Here is a 16246-nt window from a genome sequence, read left to right as displayed (position 1 = left end):
GCCACGCGTCCTTCTCCTCCACAGGCCGAGTCGGACGGGGCCGTCCGCACCGCCAGGCCGGGTACGTCCGCCTACCGGCTCGTTGACTTGCGGCGAGTCGCGGTCATGGACGCCGCCATAACAACGACTCGCCGCGACTCACCGGAGCGGGTGGGCGTGCAGGTCGGTGAACTCGAACTCGCAGTTGTCGGCGCGCAGGCCGATCGAGCCGGGCCGGACGATCGGCGGGCCGTGCCGGCCGTCGTCCACGGCCTCCAGCAACTCGCGCCCGTTCTGGCGGACGGCGACGGTCACCAGCGACCGCCCGTTGGAGATGATCCGGACGTCGAAGAACTGCCACGCGCCGGGCCGGAACGGGTGCCGGACCTGGGCGAGCGTCGTGTAGGTGCCGCCGTTCTCGGTGCCGCCGGCCAGCTTCTTCTTCACCACGAGCAGCCCGTCCCGCCGGGCCAGCGACGCGACGTACAGCTCTGTCTGGTCCTGGCGGCGCAGCATCAGGTGGACGCCGTCGGTCGGCTCGGTCGGCGCCCGGCCGCCGCCCGGCACGAGCCGCAGCACGCGGACCCGCAGCGTCACCCGGACGTCGCCGAAGTCGGCGCGGCGGGTGTTCATCCGGAACACGCTCGACCCGGTGCCGGTGGACGACCGGGCGTCCGGAACCGCCCGGTCGGGCGGCCCCGACCAGCCGGCGCCGTCCCGGACGAAGAGGGACCCGCTGGTCACGTCCCAGTCGGCGGACCGGTGCGCGTCGGGCGCGCGCGGGTTCCAGTGCGCGTACTCGTTGGTGACCAGGCGGTCGTGCCCGGACGTGCGGGACGTGAAGTCGCCCGTCCCGCCGCGCCCGGCCAGGGACCAGACGGCCGGGGGGATCGCCGCGACGGCGACGGCGCCCGCGATGAAGGTCCGCCGGGAGGCCATCGGCTACCCCGCGTCGGGCGCCGTGCACAGGCCCCGCGCCCGGAGCCCGGTGATGATCGCCGGAAGGGCCCGGATGGTGGCGGCGGAGTTGGCGACGCCGTCGTGCATCAGGACCACCGAGCCGGGGCCGGCCTGCGTGAGGACGGTGGCGGCGATGTCGGCGGGCCGGCGCCCGCGCCAGTCGTTGGTGTCGACCGACCAGCGGACGACCCGCAGCCCCAGCGCGCGCGCCTGCCCGTCCACGACGCCGTCGGTGTTGCCGAACGGCGGCCGGAACAGGGTGGGGCGCGGCGCGCCCGCCCGCATGATCGCGGCGGTCGTGTCGGCGAGCTGGCGGCGGATCGCGGGGGCGTCGAGATCGGCCATGTGCGGGTGGTCCCAGCTGTGGTTCTCGGCGAGGTGGCCGCCCGCGACGACCGCGCGGACGAGCGCGGGGCGCGCGGCGGCCTTCTTCCCCATGATGAAGAACGTGGCGCGCACGCCGTAGGCGCGCAGGACCTCCAGGATCTGCGGCGTGTAGACGTCGGGGCCGTCGTCGAAGGTGAGGGCGACGCGCCCGCGCCGGCACGCGTTGCCCGTGCCGGCGTGGCTGAGCATCGCGCGGGTGACGACGGTCTCGGCGCGCCCGGTGCCGGCGCTGCCGCGCCGCGGGACCAGCGCGTCCAGCGCCGGCGGGACGATCGCGGCGAGCGCGAGGACGCCGAAGGCGAGCTCGGTGAGGTGGCGGCGGAACCGCCGCGAGCGGCGGGCCGGGCGGCCGGGCCCCGCGGGCCCGGCCGCCTTCGTTTCCTCGGTCATGCGCCCTGGTCCGTGAGGGAGAAGTCGTCGACGACGAGGGTCCCGACGCCGGGCAGCGCGACACCGAAGCTGATGTTGGTGGCGCCCGCGGGGACGGCGGGGGTGGTGACGAGCGTCTGCTGCCAGGTGCTCGTCTGCGCGAGCGTCGGGCCGTTCGTCCAGAACGTCCAGGCGCCGGTCGCGCTGCGGTAGTAGATGCTCATCTTGGTGGTGACGCCGGCCGCCCAGGTGCCCTTGTACCAGACCCCGAGCTGGTAGGCATGGCCCGGTGTCGCGGCGGGCGCGCAGGTCCCGGCGTCCTGTTTCGTGACGAGCTTGCGGTCGCCGTCGGTCCGGGCGGTGACGTCGACGCGTTCGGCGTACTGCCCGGTGTGCGAGTCGTTGGTCCGCGTCCAGGTGAAGGTGTTCGTCCCGTAGCCGCCGAGCTGGAAGCAGTCGGGGACGCCTCCGGTCGCCGCCTCCAGCGACGGGTTCTGGACGGTCGCGGGCGACGGCGGTCCGTTGACGGGCGGCTGCAGGCTGCCGCCGATGACCTGGCCGACGGTCTTCACCGTCGTCCCGATCGCCGCCCGCGGCGCGAGCCAGGTCAGGAACGACGACAGCGTGGCCGGGCTGACGGCGTAGGTGTCGTCGCAGCCGTTGCAGACGTGGTGGATGACGAGCTGCACCCAGCCGCCGCCGTGCGTCTCGGCCTGCGTCACGTAGCCCTGGAGCTGCGCGAGCGTGGTGCCCGTCTTGACGGAGTCGGGGGTCTGGGTGAAGTAGGCGTCCGCCGGCGGGATCGTCTCGGCGTAGCCGCAGCCGCCGCAGTCGCCGGGCGACACGACGCCGCCGACGGTCCGGGCGCTGTTGTAGCCGCAGTCGTGCACGACCTGCTCGGACGTGCTGCTCGCGTTCCCGTACGGGTAGGCGAAGTTCTTGACGGTGAAGCCCATGTTCAGCAGCGCCACGCGGTCGTCGCAGACCTGCCGCTGCTGCTCGGCGGTGGAGAGGGTGGGCAGGTCGGCGTGCGTGATGGTGTGCCCGCCGATCTCGTTGCCGGCGGACTCCAGCGACGCGATCTCCGCCTGCGTCATGTAGCCGGACGTGCCGACCCGGGCGCTGTTGATGTAGTACGTCCCCTTCATGCCGTGGCTCGCGAGGGCCGGGCGGGCGTTGTCGTACTGGTCCTGCGACCCGTCGTCGAACGTCAGCGACACGACCGTGCCGGTGTCGGCGCTCGCCGGCACGGCGGCGAGGACGGCCGCCGCGCCGATCAGCGCGGCGGTGAGGAGGCTGAGAAGTCTTCGTGGAGACATCGGGGTACTCCGTGGGGGAGTCGTGGGGGTGGATTCAGCGCGCGAGCGGGACGAGCGCCGGATCGCGGAAGACCAGCGTGCGCTGGTCGCGCGCCGCGATCTCGAACGTGAGCCCTCCTTCGTTGAGCCGCGGGTCGATGGCGGCGCGCAGCGGCGCGCCGCCCGCCACGGTGACGGTGAGCCGGTGGCCGCGCGCCTCGATCCGGACGGGCCGGGCCCCCGCGCGCGCGGCGATCCGGGCCCGGCCGAGCACGACCGGGCCCGCGTCGCCGATCTGCTGCCGGACCAGGACGGACGCGGCGCCGACGACGATCTCGACGCGGCCGCGGTGGCCCGCGCCCGCGCCGTCGCGGATCGCGATGACCGCGCTGGTGCGCGGGTCGATTCCGGTGACGGAGGTGCTGACCCGGTAGTCCGTCCACTGGCTCGTGTTGACGCCGGTGAGCAGGCAGCTCCCGTAGACGTCGCTGGTGACGCGCAGGTCGGACGCGCGCCGCCGGCACGTGGCGAGGTCGCCCGTCCAGGGCAGCGCCGCCAGGTCGCGCGGCGGCGCGGTGGGGACGGCGGCGCGGATCATCTCCAGCAGGTCCGCCACCGACGTGGTGGACCGGACGCCGATCCGGCCGAGCGTCCAGCGCGGCGACCCGGCGGTGAGCGCGTCGACGTGGTCGGTCGGGACGTTCTCGCCGGTGAACGCCTCGCTGAACCCGGCGTGCCGGATCAGCACGGGCAGCTCCGCCGCGATCCGCGGGTCGTTGCCGGTCCCGCCGGACGCGCCGAACGGGTAGGAGAACGCGGTGGCCCGGCGCCCGAGCGTCCGCTCGAAGAACCGCTGGCTGCGGTCCAGGTCGCGGCGGACGCGGGCGCGCCAGTGCCCGATCGTCTCCGTCCGGCCGCGCACCTGGACCAGGTTCGGCATCGGCGCGGCGACGTCCCCCGGCACCCGGGTGAGGTCGTGCAGGTCGTCGCCGTGCGAGCCGAACTCCCACCGCCCGGTCGCGGCCAGGCCGCGGACCTGCCGGGTGGACAGGTAGTACGACGGCGTCCCCGGCTGGACGATCCTCCCGGTGGTGAGGAACCCGGCCGCGGTGAAGCCGTGCGCCTTCAGCACCGGGTCGGCGGTCGTCCAGTCGGTGAGCTGCCCGTCGTCGAAGGTGAGCAGCAGGGCGCGCGGCGGCAGCCGGACCGGCCGGTGCGCGAGCAGGTCCTCCACGTCCCGCAGCCGGACGGTCCGGTACCCGGCCGCCGCGAGCGCCGCCATGTGCTCGCCGAACAGCCGGCGCGACAGCGTGCCGCCGGAGTGGTCGCTGTCGGACACCCCGTGGTAGGTCAGGACGAGCACCGACCCCGGGTACCGGGGGAGCGCCGCCGCCGTCCGCGCCGACGCCGTGTCCAGCCGGACGGCGGGCGCCGCCTTCTGGCCCGGGTCGAACGGCCGGCTCAGCGTCACCCACGTCGTCAGCGCGAGGGCGAGCGCGCACAGGAACACCAGGCCGGTGACCGCCCGGACGGCCCTGGTGGACCGGCCGGGCGGCGGCCTTTCCCAGGGCGCGGGCTCCTCCCGGTCAGCCATCGCTCGCCGCCGCGCTGTAGAGCCGGACGGGGCGCGGCGCCGGCGGGGGCGGCGACGCGTCCCGGGTGCCCCACTTCCCGTCCCGGATCCGCGCCACCGCCCACAGCAGCTGCGGGGAGAACGCGACGTAGAAGAACGTCCCGACGAACGCGTAGATCCACATGCCGTCGTCGCGCAGCATCCGGTACGTCAGCGCGTACCCCATCGACACCAGGTAGAGGCCGAGGAAGTAGATCATCGGGAAGCGGCCGCCCGCGAGCGGGACCGCGAGGCTGTACAGCACCACGACCGGGCTGAGCAGGCCCGCGATGGTCTGGACGGCGATGGACGGCAGCGCGCGCGTCCGGCTCCGCCACACGTGCGCGAGCAGCAGCGGCCCTTCCCGGCTCCACGACTTCTTCCACCGCAGCTGCTGCCGGAAGAACTTGCGGTACCGGTCGGGCGCGTCCGTCCACGCCTCCGCGCGGGCGTCATAGCGGGTCGTCCAGCCGGACTTGATGACCCGGTTGGTGAGCGCGCGGTCGTCGCCGTAGGTGCATTCGACGCCGAGGAACCGCTGGTGCTCCCAGGCGTCCAGCAGCGGCGCGATCGCCGCCCGCCGGTACGCGGCGAAGCAGCCCGAGCAGCAGGTGACCGCGCCGAGCACCGACTCGGCGCTCTTGAGCAGCTGGAACGACACGTAGTACCGGGCCGCCTGCATCCGCGTCAGCACGTTGCTCTCGGCGTTGCGGACGTAGGTGAGGCCGGAGATCGCGCCGACCCTCCCGTCCGCGAACCCCTGCACGAGCAGCCGGACGGAGCCGGGCGCGGGCATCGAGTCGGAGTCGACGAACACCAGGATCTCCGCCGACGTCGCCCGGATCCCGGCCGCCATCGCCGCGCGCTTGCCCTTGTTGGCGCCGAGGTCGACGCAGCGCACCCGGCCCTTCGGGTAGCGCGCGGCGGCCTCGCGCATGTGGTCCCAGGTGTCGTCGGTGGAGCCGTCGTTGACCACGACGATCTCCAGCTTGCCGGCGGGGTAGTCCAGCCCCAGGCAGGAGTGGATCGTCCGGGCGACGGCCTCGCCCTCGTTGTAGGCGGGCACCACGATCGCGACGGACGGGGCGATGCCGGCGTCGCGCGGCGGGCGGTAGAACGCCGCGAGCACGAACCGGCTGATCACGTAGCTGCTGACGAGCACCGTGTACGTGGGGAGCAGCAGGTCGCCGCGCATGTACGCGACCTTCACCCCGACGTGCCAGACGATGACGCCGCAGATGACGGCGACGCCCGCCAGCGCCCCCAGCGAGACCAGGCGGGCCCGCCAGGGCAGGCCGCCGAACGGGACCGGCGACCTGCGGTCACGGCTCACAGCGCCACGCGCCGGGCCGGCCCGGAGAAGCGGTACGTCGCGTCCAGCAGCAGCTGGTCCTCCCGCAGCCAGTCCAGGTCCAGGCCCTGGTGCGGGGTGTGCGCGATCACCAGGTCGGCGGGGCCGGGCTCGGCGCTCGCCAGCTTCGTCCCGCCCTCGGTGACCAGCTCGGGGACGCGCGGGTCGTGGTAGCGGACGGCGGCGCCCGCCGCCAGCAGCCCGTCGATGATCTCCAGTGCGGGCGACTCGCGCAGGTCCTCGACGTCCGGCTTGTAGGCGACGCCGAGCACCAGCACGTCCGCGCCGGCCAGGCCGCGCCCGTGGTCCGACAGCACCTGCCGGGCGCGCTCCACCACCTGCCCCGGCCGCATCGCGATCGCGTTCATCGCCGCGGAGACCAGCGGCGTGTGCAGCCGGTCCCGCTTCAGCTGCCACAGCAGGTAGTGCGGGTCGCAGGGGATGCAGTGGCCGCCCGCGCCGGGGCCGGGGAAGAAGGGCATGAAGCCGTACGGCTTGGTCGCGGCCGCCTCGATGACCTCCATCACGTCCAGCTCCAGCAGCCGGCTCGCGTCCGCGAACTCGTTGACCAGCGCGATGTTGACCGCCCGGAACGTGTTCTCCAGCAGCTTGGTCATCTCGGCCGCCTCCGCCGAGGAGACCCGGTGCAGGTCGCCCGCGTACCGGCCGAGCAGCGCCATGGCCCGCGCCGCGCAGCGCGGCGTCACGCCGCCGACCACCCGCGGGACCTCCTCGTGCGGGTGCCGGTCGTTGCCCGGGTCGATCCGCTCCGGGCTGAACGCGACGAAGACGTCCGTGCCGACCCGCAGGCCGCGCGCGGCCAGCGGCCGGACGAGCAGCTCCCGCGTCGACCCGACGTAGCTGGTGGAGGTCAGCACGATGGTCTGCCCGGCCCGCGCGTGCGCGGCGGCCGTGGCGCACGCCTCCGTCAAAGCGCCGAGGTCGGGGACGAGGTGCCGGTTGACGGGCGTCGGCACGCAGATGATCAGGGCGTCGGCCCGGGCCGCGTCGGCCGGGTCGGCGGTCACGGCGAGGCCGTCCCGCGCCGCGCGCAGCCGGCGGTGGTCGCTGTCCAGCAGGTCCACGCGGCCGGCCCGGATCGCCTCCAGCCGGCCGGGGTCCCGGTCGACGCCGAGCACCCGCAGCCCGGCGGCGTGGAAGGCGAGCGCGGTCGGCAGCCCGACGTAGCCCAGCCCGATGACGGCGACGTCGTATGTGGATGAATCCGTGCGCCGGGCCCCGAGGGGCGAAGCAGCGGAGGACATGGCTCAGTGATCTCCCCGTGTGAGCTCCGGTCCGATGGCCGGAGTCCATCAGCCAATGGCAAAGACGGGGTAAAGCGTCTTTGGCAGCTGATTGACGGGGGACCGCACTTCAGCGGAGGTCATCTACGCCCGATGGCGGACGACATCTGTCCACCGGTTGGCGATCATGCCGGTGATCAGGTGAAAAGAGCAGGACCCGCCCGGTATGCGAGCGGGTCCTGAGCGCGGCCGAATCCGGCCGGTCAACGTGCGGCGAGGTCGTCCTCCGAGGAGGCCGCCTCCGCGTCCAGCGGACGCTCGGAGTCGCCGTCCGCGGGGCGGCGCTCCGGCCACGAGTTGATCCGGGTGCGACGAGGGTTCGCCAGAGCGTTGTCCATTTCTACTGCTGTCCTCCCGTTGACGACGGCCCGTGATTCTCGGCATCCGGGCCGACCGAAATAAGAAGATCTTCCCCGATGACCCACCCGGTTTAGCAAAATGGTCTAGACCGCGCGGCCCACCGGGTGACAACGCCCCGCCCGGGCGCCGCATTCCGCCCGCCCGAAACGGGCTCGCGCCGCGGGCCCGGCCCTGCCACCATCGTCGGCATGGACGTCCAGCAGCTCATCCGCCTCCACGAGGAGGGCACGCCGCCGAAGTACCTGTTCTTCTGGGGCCACCGGACGCCGGGCCCCGGCTATCTCAGCCAATGGTGGCCGTCGCCTTTCACCGTGGACGGAGTGACCTATGCCACGGCGGAGCATTACATGATGGCGGAGAAGGCCCGGCTGTTCTCCGACGAGGAAACGGCCGCCGCCGTCGTCGACGCGCCCCACCCGGGCGCCGCCAAGGACCTCGGCCGCCGCGTCCGCGGCTTCGACGAGGACGTCTGGACCGCCCATCGCACGTCCCTCGTCGTCGCCGGGAACCGGGCGAAGTTCACCCAGAACGCGGAGCTGCGCGACTACCTCGCCGCCACCCGTTCCCGCGTCCTCGTGGAGGCCAGCCCCCTCGACCGCGTCTGGGGGATCGGCCTGGCCGCCGACGACCCGCGGGCCGCGAACCCCGCCGAATGGCAGGGCGGCAACCTCCTGGGGTTCGCGCTGATGACCGTCCGCGACTCCCTCGGCGACTGACCCGCGTCCCCGACGTCAGCCGCCCGAGGCCCGCGCGGTGCGGCGCGCGGCGAGGGCGGCTTCGGTGAGGTCGGCCATCCGGCGGCACGCCCGCCGCTGGTACTCGAGCTGCGTCGGACGTCCGAACAGGGCGAACCCGAGCCGGACGACCGGGTCGCGGATGTCGGCGGCGCACGAGAAGGCGCGCAGGCGGAACTCCACCTCCCCGGTGTCGAGCCACTTGCGGACCTCCTGGTCCATCTGGCCGCGCTCCAGGTGCCCGTCCAGCGTCCGGTAGTTCCAGCCCCACACGCGCACCTGCCGGCCGTCCTGCTCGACGACCGTGTCGACGACGTCGCCGACCCGGACGCCGAGGTGGAAGCGGAGCCCGAAGAACCGCGCCTCGAGCAGCATGTCGGCGCCGGGCTCGGGCCCGCCCGTCCGGTACGCGCGCCGGATGATCCGCGGGTCGGCGAACTCGTAGTCCCTGACGAGGCGGCGCGCGACCTCCCAGCTGCCCTCCGGCTCCGGCGGGCCGGGGCGCTCCAGCGGGAGCGGCTGGCGGCGGTCGTCGATGCGCCAGCCGGACGGCCCGGCGCCCTCCGGCCGGTCCCGGACCTCGAAGTTCACGGGCCGGTCCCGCAGCCCCTCGAAGAGCCGCTGGAGCCGGCGGTGCTTCCGCGGACCGCTGGGCCGCGCGGTGCCCTTCCGGCGGCCGGTCGGGCTCGTGCCCCCGCCGGCCTCCTGGACGGCGTCGTAGGAGCGGCGCCGCACCTGCTGGAGCGGACCGGCAGGCCGCAGCCCCGGGATCGGATGCCGCGCCGGGTTGAAACGCACCGGCACGGGGTCGTCGGTGCGCACGGGCTGCGTGAGGACCAGTTCCCCGAACCGCTCCCACGGGCCGAGCTCGGTGGCCACGACCAGATCCATCGGGATCGGGCCCTCGCCGGCGACACGGGCCAGCGCGGCGGGGTCGCCCGGGAGGGCGCGCCGCGCGACCGCGCCCAGCAGGACGTGGCGGTCGCCCGCCGTGTACGGCAGCAGGCAGCCGTAGAAGCCCGGCCCCCAGCGCGCCGCCGGGCGGAGCAGGTGGCGGCCGAGCCGTCCATGGCCCGTCGTGGCCAGCAGCAGCTCGGCGGTCGCCGGTTCGCCGCCGTCCGCGCCCGCGGGCTGCCGCCAACGCAGCGCCAGCCCGAGGATGTCGGGGAACGGGGACGGCAGGCCGATCGCCCGGGACAGGCGCGCCACGCCCCGCAGCTCCGCCGTGTCGTCCAGCAGCGGGACGCCCCAGAAGCGGGAGGTGCCCGACAGCCGCAGCGTGGCGTCGAGGACGAGCCCGCGGGGATGCAGCGGCCGGCCGCCGCGCGCCTTCGCCAGCGCGGTGAACGCGCGGGCGAGCGCGCCGGCCACCGGTTCGGCGAGATGGCGCCCGTCGATCCGCGAGGAGTCCCCGGCGAGCTCGGTCCGCTCGGTGAGGACCTCGACGTCCCCCGCCGGCCGGCCCCCGGCCAGCTCGGCCACCCGGCAGCAGAAGTGCGTCCACATGTGGAGCTGCATCTCCTTGGCCATGCGCACCCGGTCGTAGAGCACGTCCGCCAGCCGGTCGCCGCTCCGCGTCCACGACTCGATGGTGAACCGCAGCCCGCCGTCCTCGGTGTCCTTCGCGCGGAACTCGATCTCGCCGGCCTCGATGTGCCCCTGGAGGGTCGCGAGCCGGAAGGACCGCGGCGTCCGCTCCACCACGCGCACCGGGAGGTTCCACGGGCCCGGCATGTGGACGTCGTACTCGTCCCCGAGCTCCAGCCGGGGCGAGGACCCGGAGGTCTTGTCGAAGACCGCGAACTCGACCGGCGACGCGGTGTTGACGTCGGCGCGCAGCCGGTCCATCAGCGCGGGCGCGTCCAGGTCGCTGCCGACGATCCGGACCGTGTAGCGCCGCTGGTAGACGGGGCCGACCCCCTGGCGCAGGCCCTGGACCCGGTCGCCGCCGTGCTGCGGGAGCCGCGCCGGGTCGAAGCCCGGTCCCGTCCGGAGCCGCTCCCGCCGCGCCGTGCGGGCCGTCCGGAGCCATCGCCAGAACGCGATGCCCGCCCCCGCCGGCCAGCGCGCGGTACGCGCACGCTGCCGCCACCGTCTCCGCACGGCGCCCCCCGATGACTCGCGCCTCCGTCGCCACGCCCTCACCGCGCGTGCCTACGTGCTGGTCAGGCCCTACCCGCGCCGCCGGTGCCCAACCAGCGCCCGCCGCCGGGACGCGCGTCCAGGGCCTCAGAGGGCGAGCATCTCGGCGAGGGTGCCGCCGAGGACCCGGTCGCGGACCTCGCCGGGGGACGTGACCCGCTCGACGGTCATGCGCGCGAGCACGGGATCGCCGTAGGGCGCGTTGGAGCCGAACAGGGTGCGGTCGGGGATCTCCGCGATCGCCACCCGGACCGCGAAGACGATGGACGCCGTGGACAGCTCCAGGTACATGTTCGGCGTATCGCGGACCAGCTCGATCGCGCGCATCCAGTGGGCCCCGCCGAGCTGGCTCACCACCAGCGGGACGCGCGGGTACCGGCGGGCGAGCCCCGCGAGCGTCTCCAGGTCGTCCCCGGTCGCGGGCGCCGACCCGTGCACCACGACGGGCAGGCCGCCGTGGTCGCGGGCGGCCCGCAGCACCGGTTCCACGAGGTCGGCGCGGCCCGGCGGCGGCGTCAGCTCGCCGATGCCGTGCAGGCCGGCCGCCACCACGTCGCGTTCCACGATCGCGGCGATCTCCTCGCCGCCCATGCCGAGCGGCACCGACAGGAACCCGATGAAGCGGTCCGGGCGCGCCGCGAGGGCGGCCGCGTGCTCCGCCCAGGCGGCCCGGTAGGAGTCGAGCGTGTTCGCCTGTCCGCCGAGGTTCCTGCCGAGGACGTCCATCTCCCGGCGCAGCGACGCCAGGTCGGCGGCCCGCTCGGGATGCGGGCGGGTCGCGAACAGCACGGCCCGGTCGGCCCCGGCGTCGTCCAGCAGGGCGATGTGGTCCTCGACGGGATCGTGGACGTGCCCGTGCGCATCGATGATCATCTTTTCCTCCGGTGCGGAATAGGGCCCCACTGTCGCTCCTTGACACCGTTGGAAGGTCAAGCCGAGGAGGACGCCCGTGCTGATCGGAGAGCCGTGCTGATCGGGGAGCTGTCGCGGCGCACCGGGGTGAGCGAGCGGCTGATCCGCTACTACGAGGACCAGGGCCTGCTGGAGTCGCGCCGCCGCGCCAACGGCTACCGCGAGTACGGCGACGACGCCGAGCTGACGGTGGCCCGGATCCGGGCGCTGCTCGCCGCCGGCCTGCCGACGCGGTCGATCGCGCGCCTGCTGCCCTGCGCCGCCGGCGTCGACGCCCTGCGCCCGTGCCCCGGCACGCTGGAGGTGCTGCACGAGCGGCTCGCGGAGCTCGACCGCCGCGCCGCCGAGATCGCCGAGGCCCGCGCCCTGCTCACCCGCACCATCACCCGCACCGAGGCCGTCGCAGCGCCGGACGGAGACACCGCGGGCTGACGGGTTCACGCCGGTCGTAGCGGGCGGTCTCGCGGTGCCATTTGAGGATGCCGGCCATCCAGTCGCGGAGTTCGGCCACGTAGGCGTCGAGGGCGGCGCGGGTGCCGGCGTCCAGGCCCATATCGTCGGCCAGGGCCGGGAGTTCCTCGGTGGCGAGCCGCTCGAACTGGCGGCGGCGGGACGCCATGAGGTCGTTGACGATCGGCAGGGCCTCGTCGCGTCCGCAGTCGAGGAAGTGCTGCACGGCGAGGACGCCGTTGTTCAGCTCGCCTTCGTACTCGATCTCCTTCTGGTAGGAGAAGACGTCGTTGAGGAGGCAGGCGTAGTCCATCGCGGACGCGTCGATCTCCTGGAGGGTGCGGGTGGCGAAGACCTCGGCGGGGATCTCGCGGAAGAGGCCGATGCGGGTCAGGGCCATCGTGAGCTCGGACCCGAAGGTGCGCCGGCGCATCTCGATGTAGTCGACGGGGTCGGGGACGCGGGACTGGAGGTGGTTGTGCAGCTCCCACAGCCAGCTGCCGACCATGTGCTCGACGGCGGCGCGGAACTCCCGGCGGCCCCGGCCGTTCATGGGGGACGCGGTGCGGTGCCAGAGGTCGATGAGGCCGGTCTCGAAGGGGTTCTCGGGGACGGGCGCGGGGCCGCAGTCCAGCGGCATGAACCCGGGGACGCGCGAGCAGAACCGCTTCGCGCCGGCGAAGTCGCGGTCGCGGTTGAAGACGGCGGGGAAGTAGTCGTCGCCGAAGGTGCCCCAGGCCAGCCACTGGGTGGCGAGGTCGAGGGCCTCGGGCGCGGAGTCGGGGTCGATGGACGCCGCGCAGACCGCGAAGTCGAACCCGGCGAGCTTCTCGGCCGTCCAGAGCGGGACGGGATGCCGGGGGAGCGGCGCGAGCATGCCCATGGCGGCGCACCAGGCGATGACGCTCTTCCGCGCCCTTTCCCGATGCGGGTTCACGCGGGCCTGGTACGGCATGTCGAATTCCGGGAGGGGCGTCGGCCCCACCTTCTGGTACGGGACGTGGGGACGGCTGAGGCGGGCCGCTCGGACCAGGGCGGGGACGCGCGTCGCCGACATTCCGATGGACTTCTCGTTCATGTAGCGGCTGGAGCGCAGGTGCCATTCGTGGCCGCCGGACTGCCAATCCTGCAGGCCCTTGGCGTAGGCGGTGACGGCGGCCCTCTCCGCGGGGGTGAGCGCGTGCTCCTCGTAGAGCGGGGGGAGTTCGGTGAGGGCGGTGTTCTCGAACTGGCGCAGCCGCGAGGTGAGCAGGTCGTTGACGGTGTCGGCGGCCTGCTGGGGCGCGACGCCGAGGAAGTGCTCGACGACCAGGACGCAGTTGTTGACCTCGCCTTCGGTCTCCGTCTCGCGCTGGTAGGAGAAGATGTCGTTGCGCAGGTGGACGCCGTCGGCGAAGGCGTCCTTCAGCACGCGCAGCGGGCGGGTGCCGACGACGCGGGCGGGGACCTCCGCCCCGGCGGCGTGCTCGACGAGGTCCGCCGACCAGGGGGCGCCGCCGACCTTGCGGCGCATCTGGACGTACTCGACGGGGTTGGGGACGCGTCCGGTGCTGATGTTGGACAACTCCCACAGCGACTCGCGCAGCAGCGCGCCGGTGCTCTCGGCGAAGCGGCGGCGCCAGGCGGGCGAGCGGGCGGGGACGGTGCGGGCCCACAGGTCGGCGAGGCCGCGCTCGACGGCGTTCTGCGGCTCGGGCGGGTCGAGCGGGTCGAGCGACATGAACGCGGGGAGCCGGTCGAGGTAGGCGCGGGCGCCCGCCTGGTCCCGCGGCCGCTTGAACACCTCGAGGAAGTGGTCGTCGAAGTAGAAGACCCAGACGTACCAGTCGGTGACGAGGTCGAGTTCGGGGCCGTCGCAATCGGGGTGGGTGTAGGCGCACAGCAGCGCGTAGTCCATCGCGTCGAGCGCGGCCTCGTCCCAGATCTCGGGGGTGCCGGGGTCGCGGGCGTCGTCGAGCATGCCCATCGCGCGGGCCCAGGCGGTGCTGTGGGCGCGCGCCCGCTCCAGGTGCGGGTTCAGCCGGGCCGGATGAGGGACGTAGAAGTCGGGCAGCTCGAACGGTTGCATCGACCGGACACGCCTTCCTGCTCGGGGACGCTTCGCAACCTACAGCACCCGTAAAGTCGCGCACAGTGACATCTTTCTCTCCTGAATCCTTCGCAATGCAACGGGTAAGCCGAGGTCATGGCGAAGTCGCGAGCCGCGGCGAAGATCAAGGACGATCCGGTGGAGGAGAACCTGGCACTCGTCCGGCAGGTCATCGATGCCGCGCAGGAGGAAATGATCACGAAGGCGCGCAAGCGGGTGCCCGCGCTGCGGTTCGGCGCGCTGGCGGGGGCGCTCGGGGTCATGGCGACCGCGGCGTCCTACCGGATGAACGTGCAGCTGCTGGAGCGCAAGCTGCCGCCGGAGCTGGCGTCGTTCGTCGCGGCGCTGGCGTACGGGGGCGGTGCGGGCGCGGCCGCGATGGCGGCGTCCCGCAAGTGGAAGGGGCTGCCCGCGCCGCTGCCGACGGAGACGGCCCGGCAGGTCGCGGAGATCATCACCGACTCCGGGTGAGCCGCCGCGCGCAACCCTGCCGACGGTGCCCGGCCAGCGGCGCCCTGCCGGCGGCGCCCGCGATTGACAGCCCGCCATGATCGTCAGCAGACTCGGCGGAATGCGCATCGGCGAGCTGACGGACGTCCGGGCCGCGCGGCCGGAGGCGGTCGCCGAGGCGGCGGCCCGCCGGGTCCGGCCCGCGTCCCTCCCCGACCGGCCGATGATCATCGCGGCGGACCATCCCGCGCGGGGCGCGCTGGCGGCGGGCGGCGACCCGGTCGCCATGGCCGACCGCGGCGACCTGCTCGAACGGCTCTGCACGGCGCTGGAGCGGCCCGGCGTGGACGGCGTGCTCGGCACACCCGACGTCATCGAGGACCTCGCGCTGCTGGGCGTGCTCGACGGCAGGCTCGCGATCGGCTCGATGAACCGGGGCGGGCTCGCGGGGACGGCGTTCGAGATCGACGACCGGTTCACCGCCTACGACGCGGACGCGATCGCGGCGTCCCGGCTCGACGGCGGCAAGATGCTGCTGCGCATCGACGACGCCGACCCGGCGACGGCCCGGACGCTGGAGGCGTGCGGGCGCGCCGTCACGGGCCTGGCGGGGCACCGGCTGATGGCGATCGTCGAGCCGTTCGTCGCGCACCGCGTCGAGGGGCGCCTCCGCAACCTGCTGACGCCGGAGGCGATGATCCGCGCGGTGTCGGTCGCGTCCGGGCTCGGCGCCACGTCGGCGTACACGTGGCTTAAGGTGCCGGTCGTGCCGGGGATGGAGCGGGTCGCGGCGGCGACGACGCTGCCGCTGCTGCTGCTCGGCGGCGACATCGGCGACGATCCGGGCCCCGTGCTGGACGGGTGGCGCCGCGCCCTGCGGCTGCCCGGCGTGAAGGGCCTGGTCGCCGGGCGCTCCCTGCTCTACCCGCCGGACGGCGACGTCCGCGCGGCCGTGGACGCCGCCGTCGAGCTCCTCTGACCCCGCCGTGGCCCGCCGCGGCCCGGCGCGGCGGCGGAGGTCACGAGTCGCTGAACTTCACGTTGCGGCCGGTCACGTGGAGCCCGACGCCGGCGCCCGAGACGGTGACGCTCTGGAACGTCAGCCCCATCGGCAGGCCGCTCACCGGGACGGTGAAGTCGAGGTCGTTGCCGATGTCGGAGCGCGAGAACCCCTCGATCGACTGGGTCCGCACCACGATGCTGTTGCCCTGCTTGGTGACGGTCGCGGTGGCGGTGGCCTCCGTGATGCCGAGGTCCATCTTCGCCTTGACCAGGTTGTTCCCGGCGGCCGTCAGCACCAGGTCGGGGTTGTCGCTGGCGCTCGCCAGGTCCTTGAAGCTGACGAACGCGGTGCCGTCCACGCTGCCGAGCGTGCCGCTGCTGAAGCCGGAATCGACCCGGACGTCCCGAGCGCGCACTTTGAGGTTCGTGATGCGCAAGGGGCCCTCGGTGATTCTGCTCGCCTCGAGCCGCACATCGCCGAAGTGGCGGGACACGACCTGGGTGAGGAAGGGGAATCCCTTGATCGTCACTTTCGGCGTCGCCGGGAATCCCTCCTTTTTGATCTGCACGGCCATCTCGTGCTGCGCGAAGACCACGCCGCCGCGGTCGGCCGCCACGAGGAGCAGCGCGAGCAGCACGACGGCGCAGATCAGGACGGTCAGCCACCGAGGCCGCCCGCGCCGCGGAAGGCGTTCGACACGGGTGACGGCAGCCGCGCCCGGCGGATTCGCCATGGCGTTCACTCAATTCCGTCGCCCGGACCATGTCAATGGGACCGGTGTCCCGTGAATGCCGGGCCCGAAAAACGGGCCGCGACATTTCCGGGGCGAGGACTTACACTCCCCGC

Annotated in this window: 15 protein-coding genes; 4 read left to right on the top strand and 11 right to left on the bottom strand. The window is 74.0% G+C overall.

From position 1 onward, the window contains the following. Positions 1–138: 138 nt before the first annotated feature. From amrb99_RS27020 to amrb99_RS52620, 7 genes are all read right to left on the bottom strand, one after another. Entirely contained in the window at positions 139–918 is a 780-nt protein-coding gene (locus tag amrb99_RS27020) for a hypothetical protein (RefSeq protein WP_190861090.1), read from the bottom strand. A 3-nt stretch (positions 919–921) separates the two neighbouring features. Then, on the bottom strand, positions 922–1716 hold the full coding sequence (locus tag amrb99_RS27015) for a polysaccharide deacetylase family protein (RefSeq protein ID WP_190861088.1): 795 nt from the start codon (positions 1714–1716) through the stop codon (positions 922–924). Then, positions 1713–3014, bottom strand: a complete 1302-nt coding sequence (locus amrb99_RS27010; RefSeq protein WP_190861086.1) for a polysaccharide deacetylase family protein — start codon at positions 3012–3014, stop codon at positions 1713–1715. The genes amrb99_RS27015 and amrb99_RS27010 overlap by 4 nt, the downstream gene beginning before the upstream one ends. Before the next feature lie 34 nt (positions 3015–3048). After that, on the bottom strand, positions 3049–4587 hold the full coding sequence (locus amrb99_RS27005) for a polysaccharide deacetylase family protein (protein ID WP_190861084.1): 1539 nt from the start codon (positions 4585–4587) through the stop codon (positions 3049–3051). Further along, positions 4580–5938 (bottom strand): glycosyltransferase, encoded by a 1359-nt coding sequence (locus tag amrb99_RS27000; RefSeq protein ID WP_190861082.1) that lies wholly within the window; start codon positions 5936–5938, stop codon positions 4580–4582. The genes amrb99_RS27005 and amrb99_RS27000 overlap by 8 nt, the downstream gene beginning before the upstream one ends. Further along, the gene (locus tag amrb99_RS26995) at positions 5935–7221 is read right to left on the bottom strand and encodes a nucleotide sugar dehydrogenase (RefSeq protein WP_190861079.1); all 1287 of its coding nucleotides are present in this window, start codon (positions 7219–7221) and stop codon (positions 5935–5937) included. The genes amrb99_RS27000 and amrb99_RS26995 overlap by 4 nt, the downstream gene beginning before the upstream one ends. Before the next feature lie 242 nt (positions 7222–7463). Further along, positions 7464–7598, bottom strand: coding sequence for a hypothetical protein (locus amrb99_RS52620; protein ID WP_277820028.1), 135 nt, complete (start codon positions 7596–7598; stop codon positions 7464–7466). 210 nt (positions 7599–7808) lie between these two features. On the opposite strand from amrb99_RS52620, the gene amrb99_RS26990 reads away from it, so the two are divergent. Further along, positions 7809–8336, top strand: a complete 528-nt coding sequence (locus amrb99_RS26990) for an NADAR family protein (protein WP_190861072.1) — start codon at positions 7809–7811, stop codon at positions 8334–8336. 15 nt (positions 8337–8351) lie between these two features. Here amrb99_RS26990 and amrb99_RS26985 read toward each other — a convergent pair whose 3' ends face one another. Both amrb99_RS26985 and amrb99_RS26980 read right to left on the bottom strand, forming a co-directional pair. Further along, entirely contained in the window at positions 8352–10457 is a 2106-nt protein-coding gene (locus tag amrb99_RS26985; protein WP_190861069.1) for a DUF1990 family protein, read from the bottom strand. Between the two features lie 126 nt (positions 10458–10583). Next, positions 10584–11369, bottom strand: a complete 786-nt coding sequence (locus amrb99_RS26980) for an amidohydrolase family protein (protein ID WP_190861067.1) — start codon at positions 11367–11369, stop codon at positions 10584–10586. Positions 11370–11462: 93 nt separating this feature from the next. On the opposite strand from amrb99_RS26980, the gene amrb99_RS51465 reads away from it, so the two are divergent. After that, complete coding sequence (locus amrb99_RS51465; protein ID WP_190861065.1) at positions 11463–11840, top strand: MerR family transcriptional regulator; 378 nt, start codon at positions 11463–11465, stop codon at positions 11838–11840. Here amrb99_RS51465 and amrb99_RS26970 read toward each other — a convergent pair. Further along, a complete protein-coding gene (locus tag amrb99_RS26970) occupies positions 11791–13926 on the bottom strand; it encodes a germacradienol/geosmin synthase (RefSeq protein WP_190861063.1) in 2136 nt (711 codons plus the stop codon). The genes amrb99_RS51465 and amrb99_RS26970 overlap by 50 nt on opposite strands. Before the next feature lie 117 nt (positions 13927–14043). Between amrb99_RS26970 and amrb99_RS26965 the strand changes: the two genes are divergently transcribed. Both amrb99_RS26965 and amrb99_RS26960 read left to right on the top strand, forming a co-directional pair. Further along, entirely contained in the window at positions 14044–14418 is a 375-nt protein-coding gene (locus tag amrb99_RS26965) for a phage holin family protein (protein WP_190861062.1), read from the top strand. A gap of 76 nt (positions 14419–14494) precedes the next feature. Continuing rightward, a complete protein-coding gene (locus amrb99_RS26960; RefSeq protein ID WP_241755956.1) occupies positions 14495–15376 on the top strand; it encodes an aldolase in 882 nt (293 codons plus the stop codon). Positions 15377–15416: 40 nt separating this feature from the next. Here the strand turns inward: amrb99_RS26960 and amrb99_RS26955 are convergent, their stop codons facing one another. Further along, positions 15417–16133, bottom strand: a complete 717-nt coding sequence (locus amrb99_RS26955; protein WP_190861060.1) for a DUF2993 domain-containing protein — start codon at positions 16131–16133, stop codon at positions 15417–15419. Positions 16134–16246: the final 113 nt, after the last annotated feature.

Source organism: Actinomadura sp. RB99, from assembly GCF_014706005.1.
Classification (GTDB): Bacteria; Actinomycetota; Actinomycetes; order Streptosporangiales; family Streptosporangiaceae; genus Spirillospora.
Note: the sequence above shows the minus strand (reverse complement) of the source record. Positions and strands in the feature narration are given on the sequence as shown.

What these genes read in the sequence shown, in the direction of transcription:
- amrb99_RS27020 (WP_190861090.1), bottom strand. Translation starts at nt 918, where the DNA reads ATGGCCTCCCGGCGGACCTTCATCGCGGGCGCCGTCGCCGTCGCGGCG.
- amrb99_RS27015 (WP_190861088.1), bottom strand. Translation starts at nt 1,716, where the DNA reads ATGACCGAGGAAACGAAGGCGGCCGGGCCCGCGGGGCCCGGCCGCCCG.
- amrb99_RS27010 (WP_190861086.1), bottom strand. Translation starts at nt 3,014, where the DNA reads ATGTCTCCACGAAGACTTCTCAGCCTCCTCACCGCCGCGCTGATCGGC.
- amrb99_RS27005 (WP_190861084.1), bottom strand. Translation starts at nt 4,587, where the DNA reads ATGGCTGACCGGGAGGAGCCCGCGCCCTGGGAAAGGCCGCCGCCCGGC.
- amrb99_RS26995 (WP_190861079.1), bottom strand. Translation starts at nt 7,221, where the DNA reads ATGTCCTCCGCTGCTTCGCCCCTCGGGGCCCGGCGCACGGATTCATCC.
- amrb99_RS52620 (WP_277820028.1), bottom strand. Translation starts at nt 7,598, where the DNA reads ATGGACAACGCTCTGGCGAACCCTCGTCGCACCCGGATCAACTCGTGG.
- amrb99_RS26990 (WP_190861072.1), top strand. Translation starts at nt 7,809, where the DNA reads ATGGACGTCCAGCAGCTCATCCGCCTCCACGAGGAGGGCACGCCGCCG.
- amrb99_RS26980 (WP_190861067.1), bottom strand. Translation starts at nt 11,369, where the DNA reads ATGATCATCGATGCGCACGGGCACGTCCACGATCCCGTCGAGGACCAC.
- amrb99_RS26970 (WP_190861063.1), bottom strand. Translation starts at nt 13,926, where the DNA reads ATGCAACCGTTCGAGCTGCCCGACTTCTACGTCCCTCATCCGGCCCGG.
- amrb99_RS26965 (WP_190861062.1), top strand. Translation starts at nt 14,044, where the DNA reads ATGGCGAAGTCGCGAGCCGCGGCGAAGATCAAGGACGATCCGGTGGAG.
- amrb99_RS26960 (WP_241755956.1), top strand. Translation starts at nt 14,495, where the DNA reads ATGATCGTCAGCAGACTCGGCGGAATGCGCATCGGCGAGCTGACGGAC.
- amrb99_RS26955 (WP_190861060.1), bottom strand. Translation starts at nt 16,133, where the DNA reads ATGGCGAATCCGCCGGGCGCGGCTGCCGTCACCCGTGTCGAACGCCTT.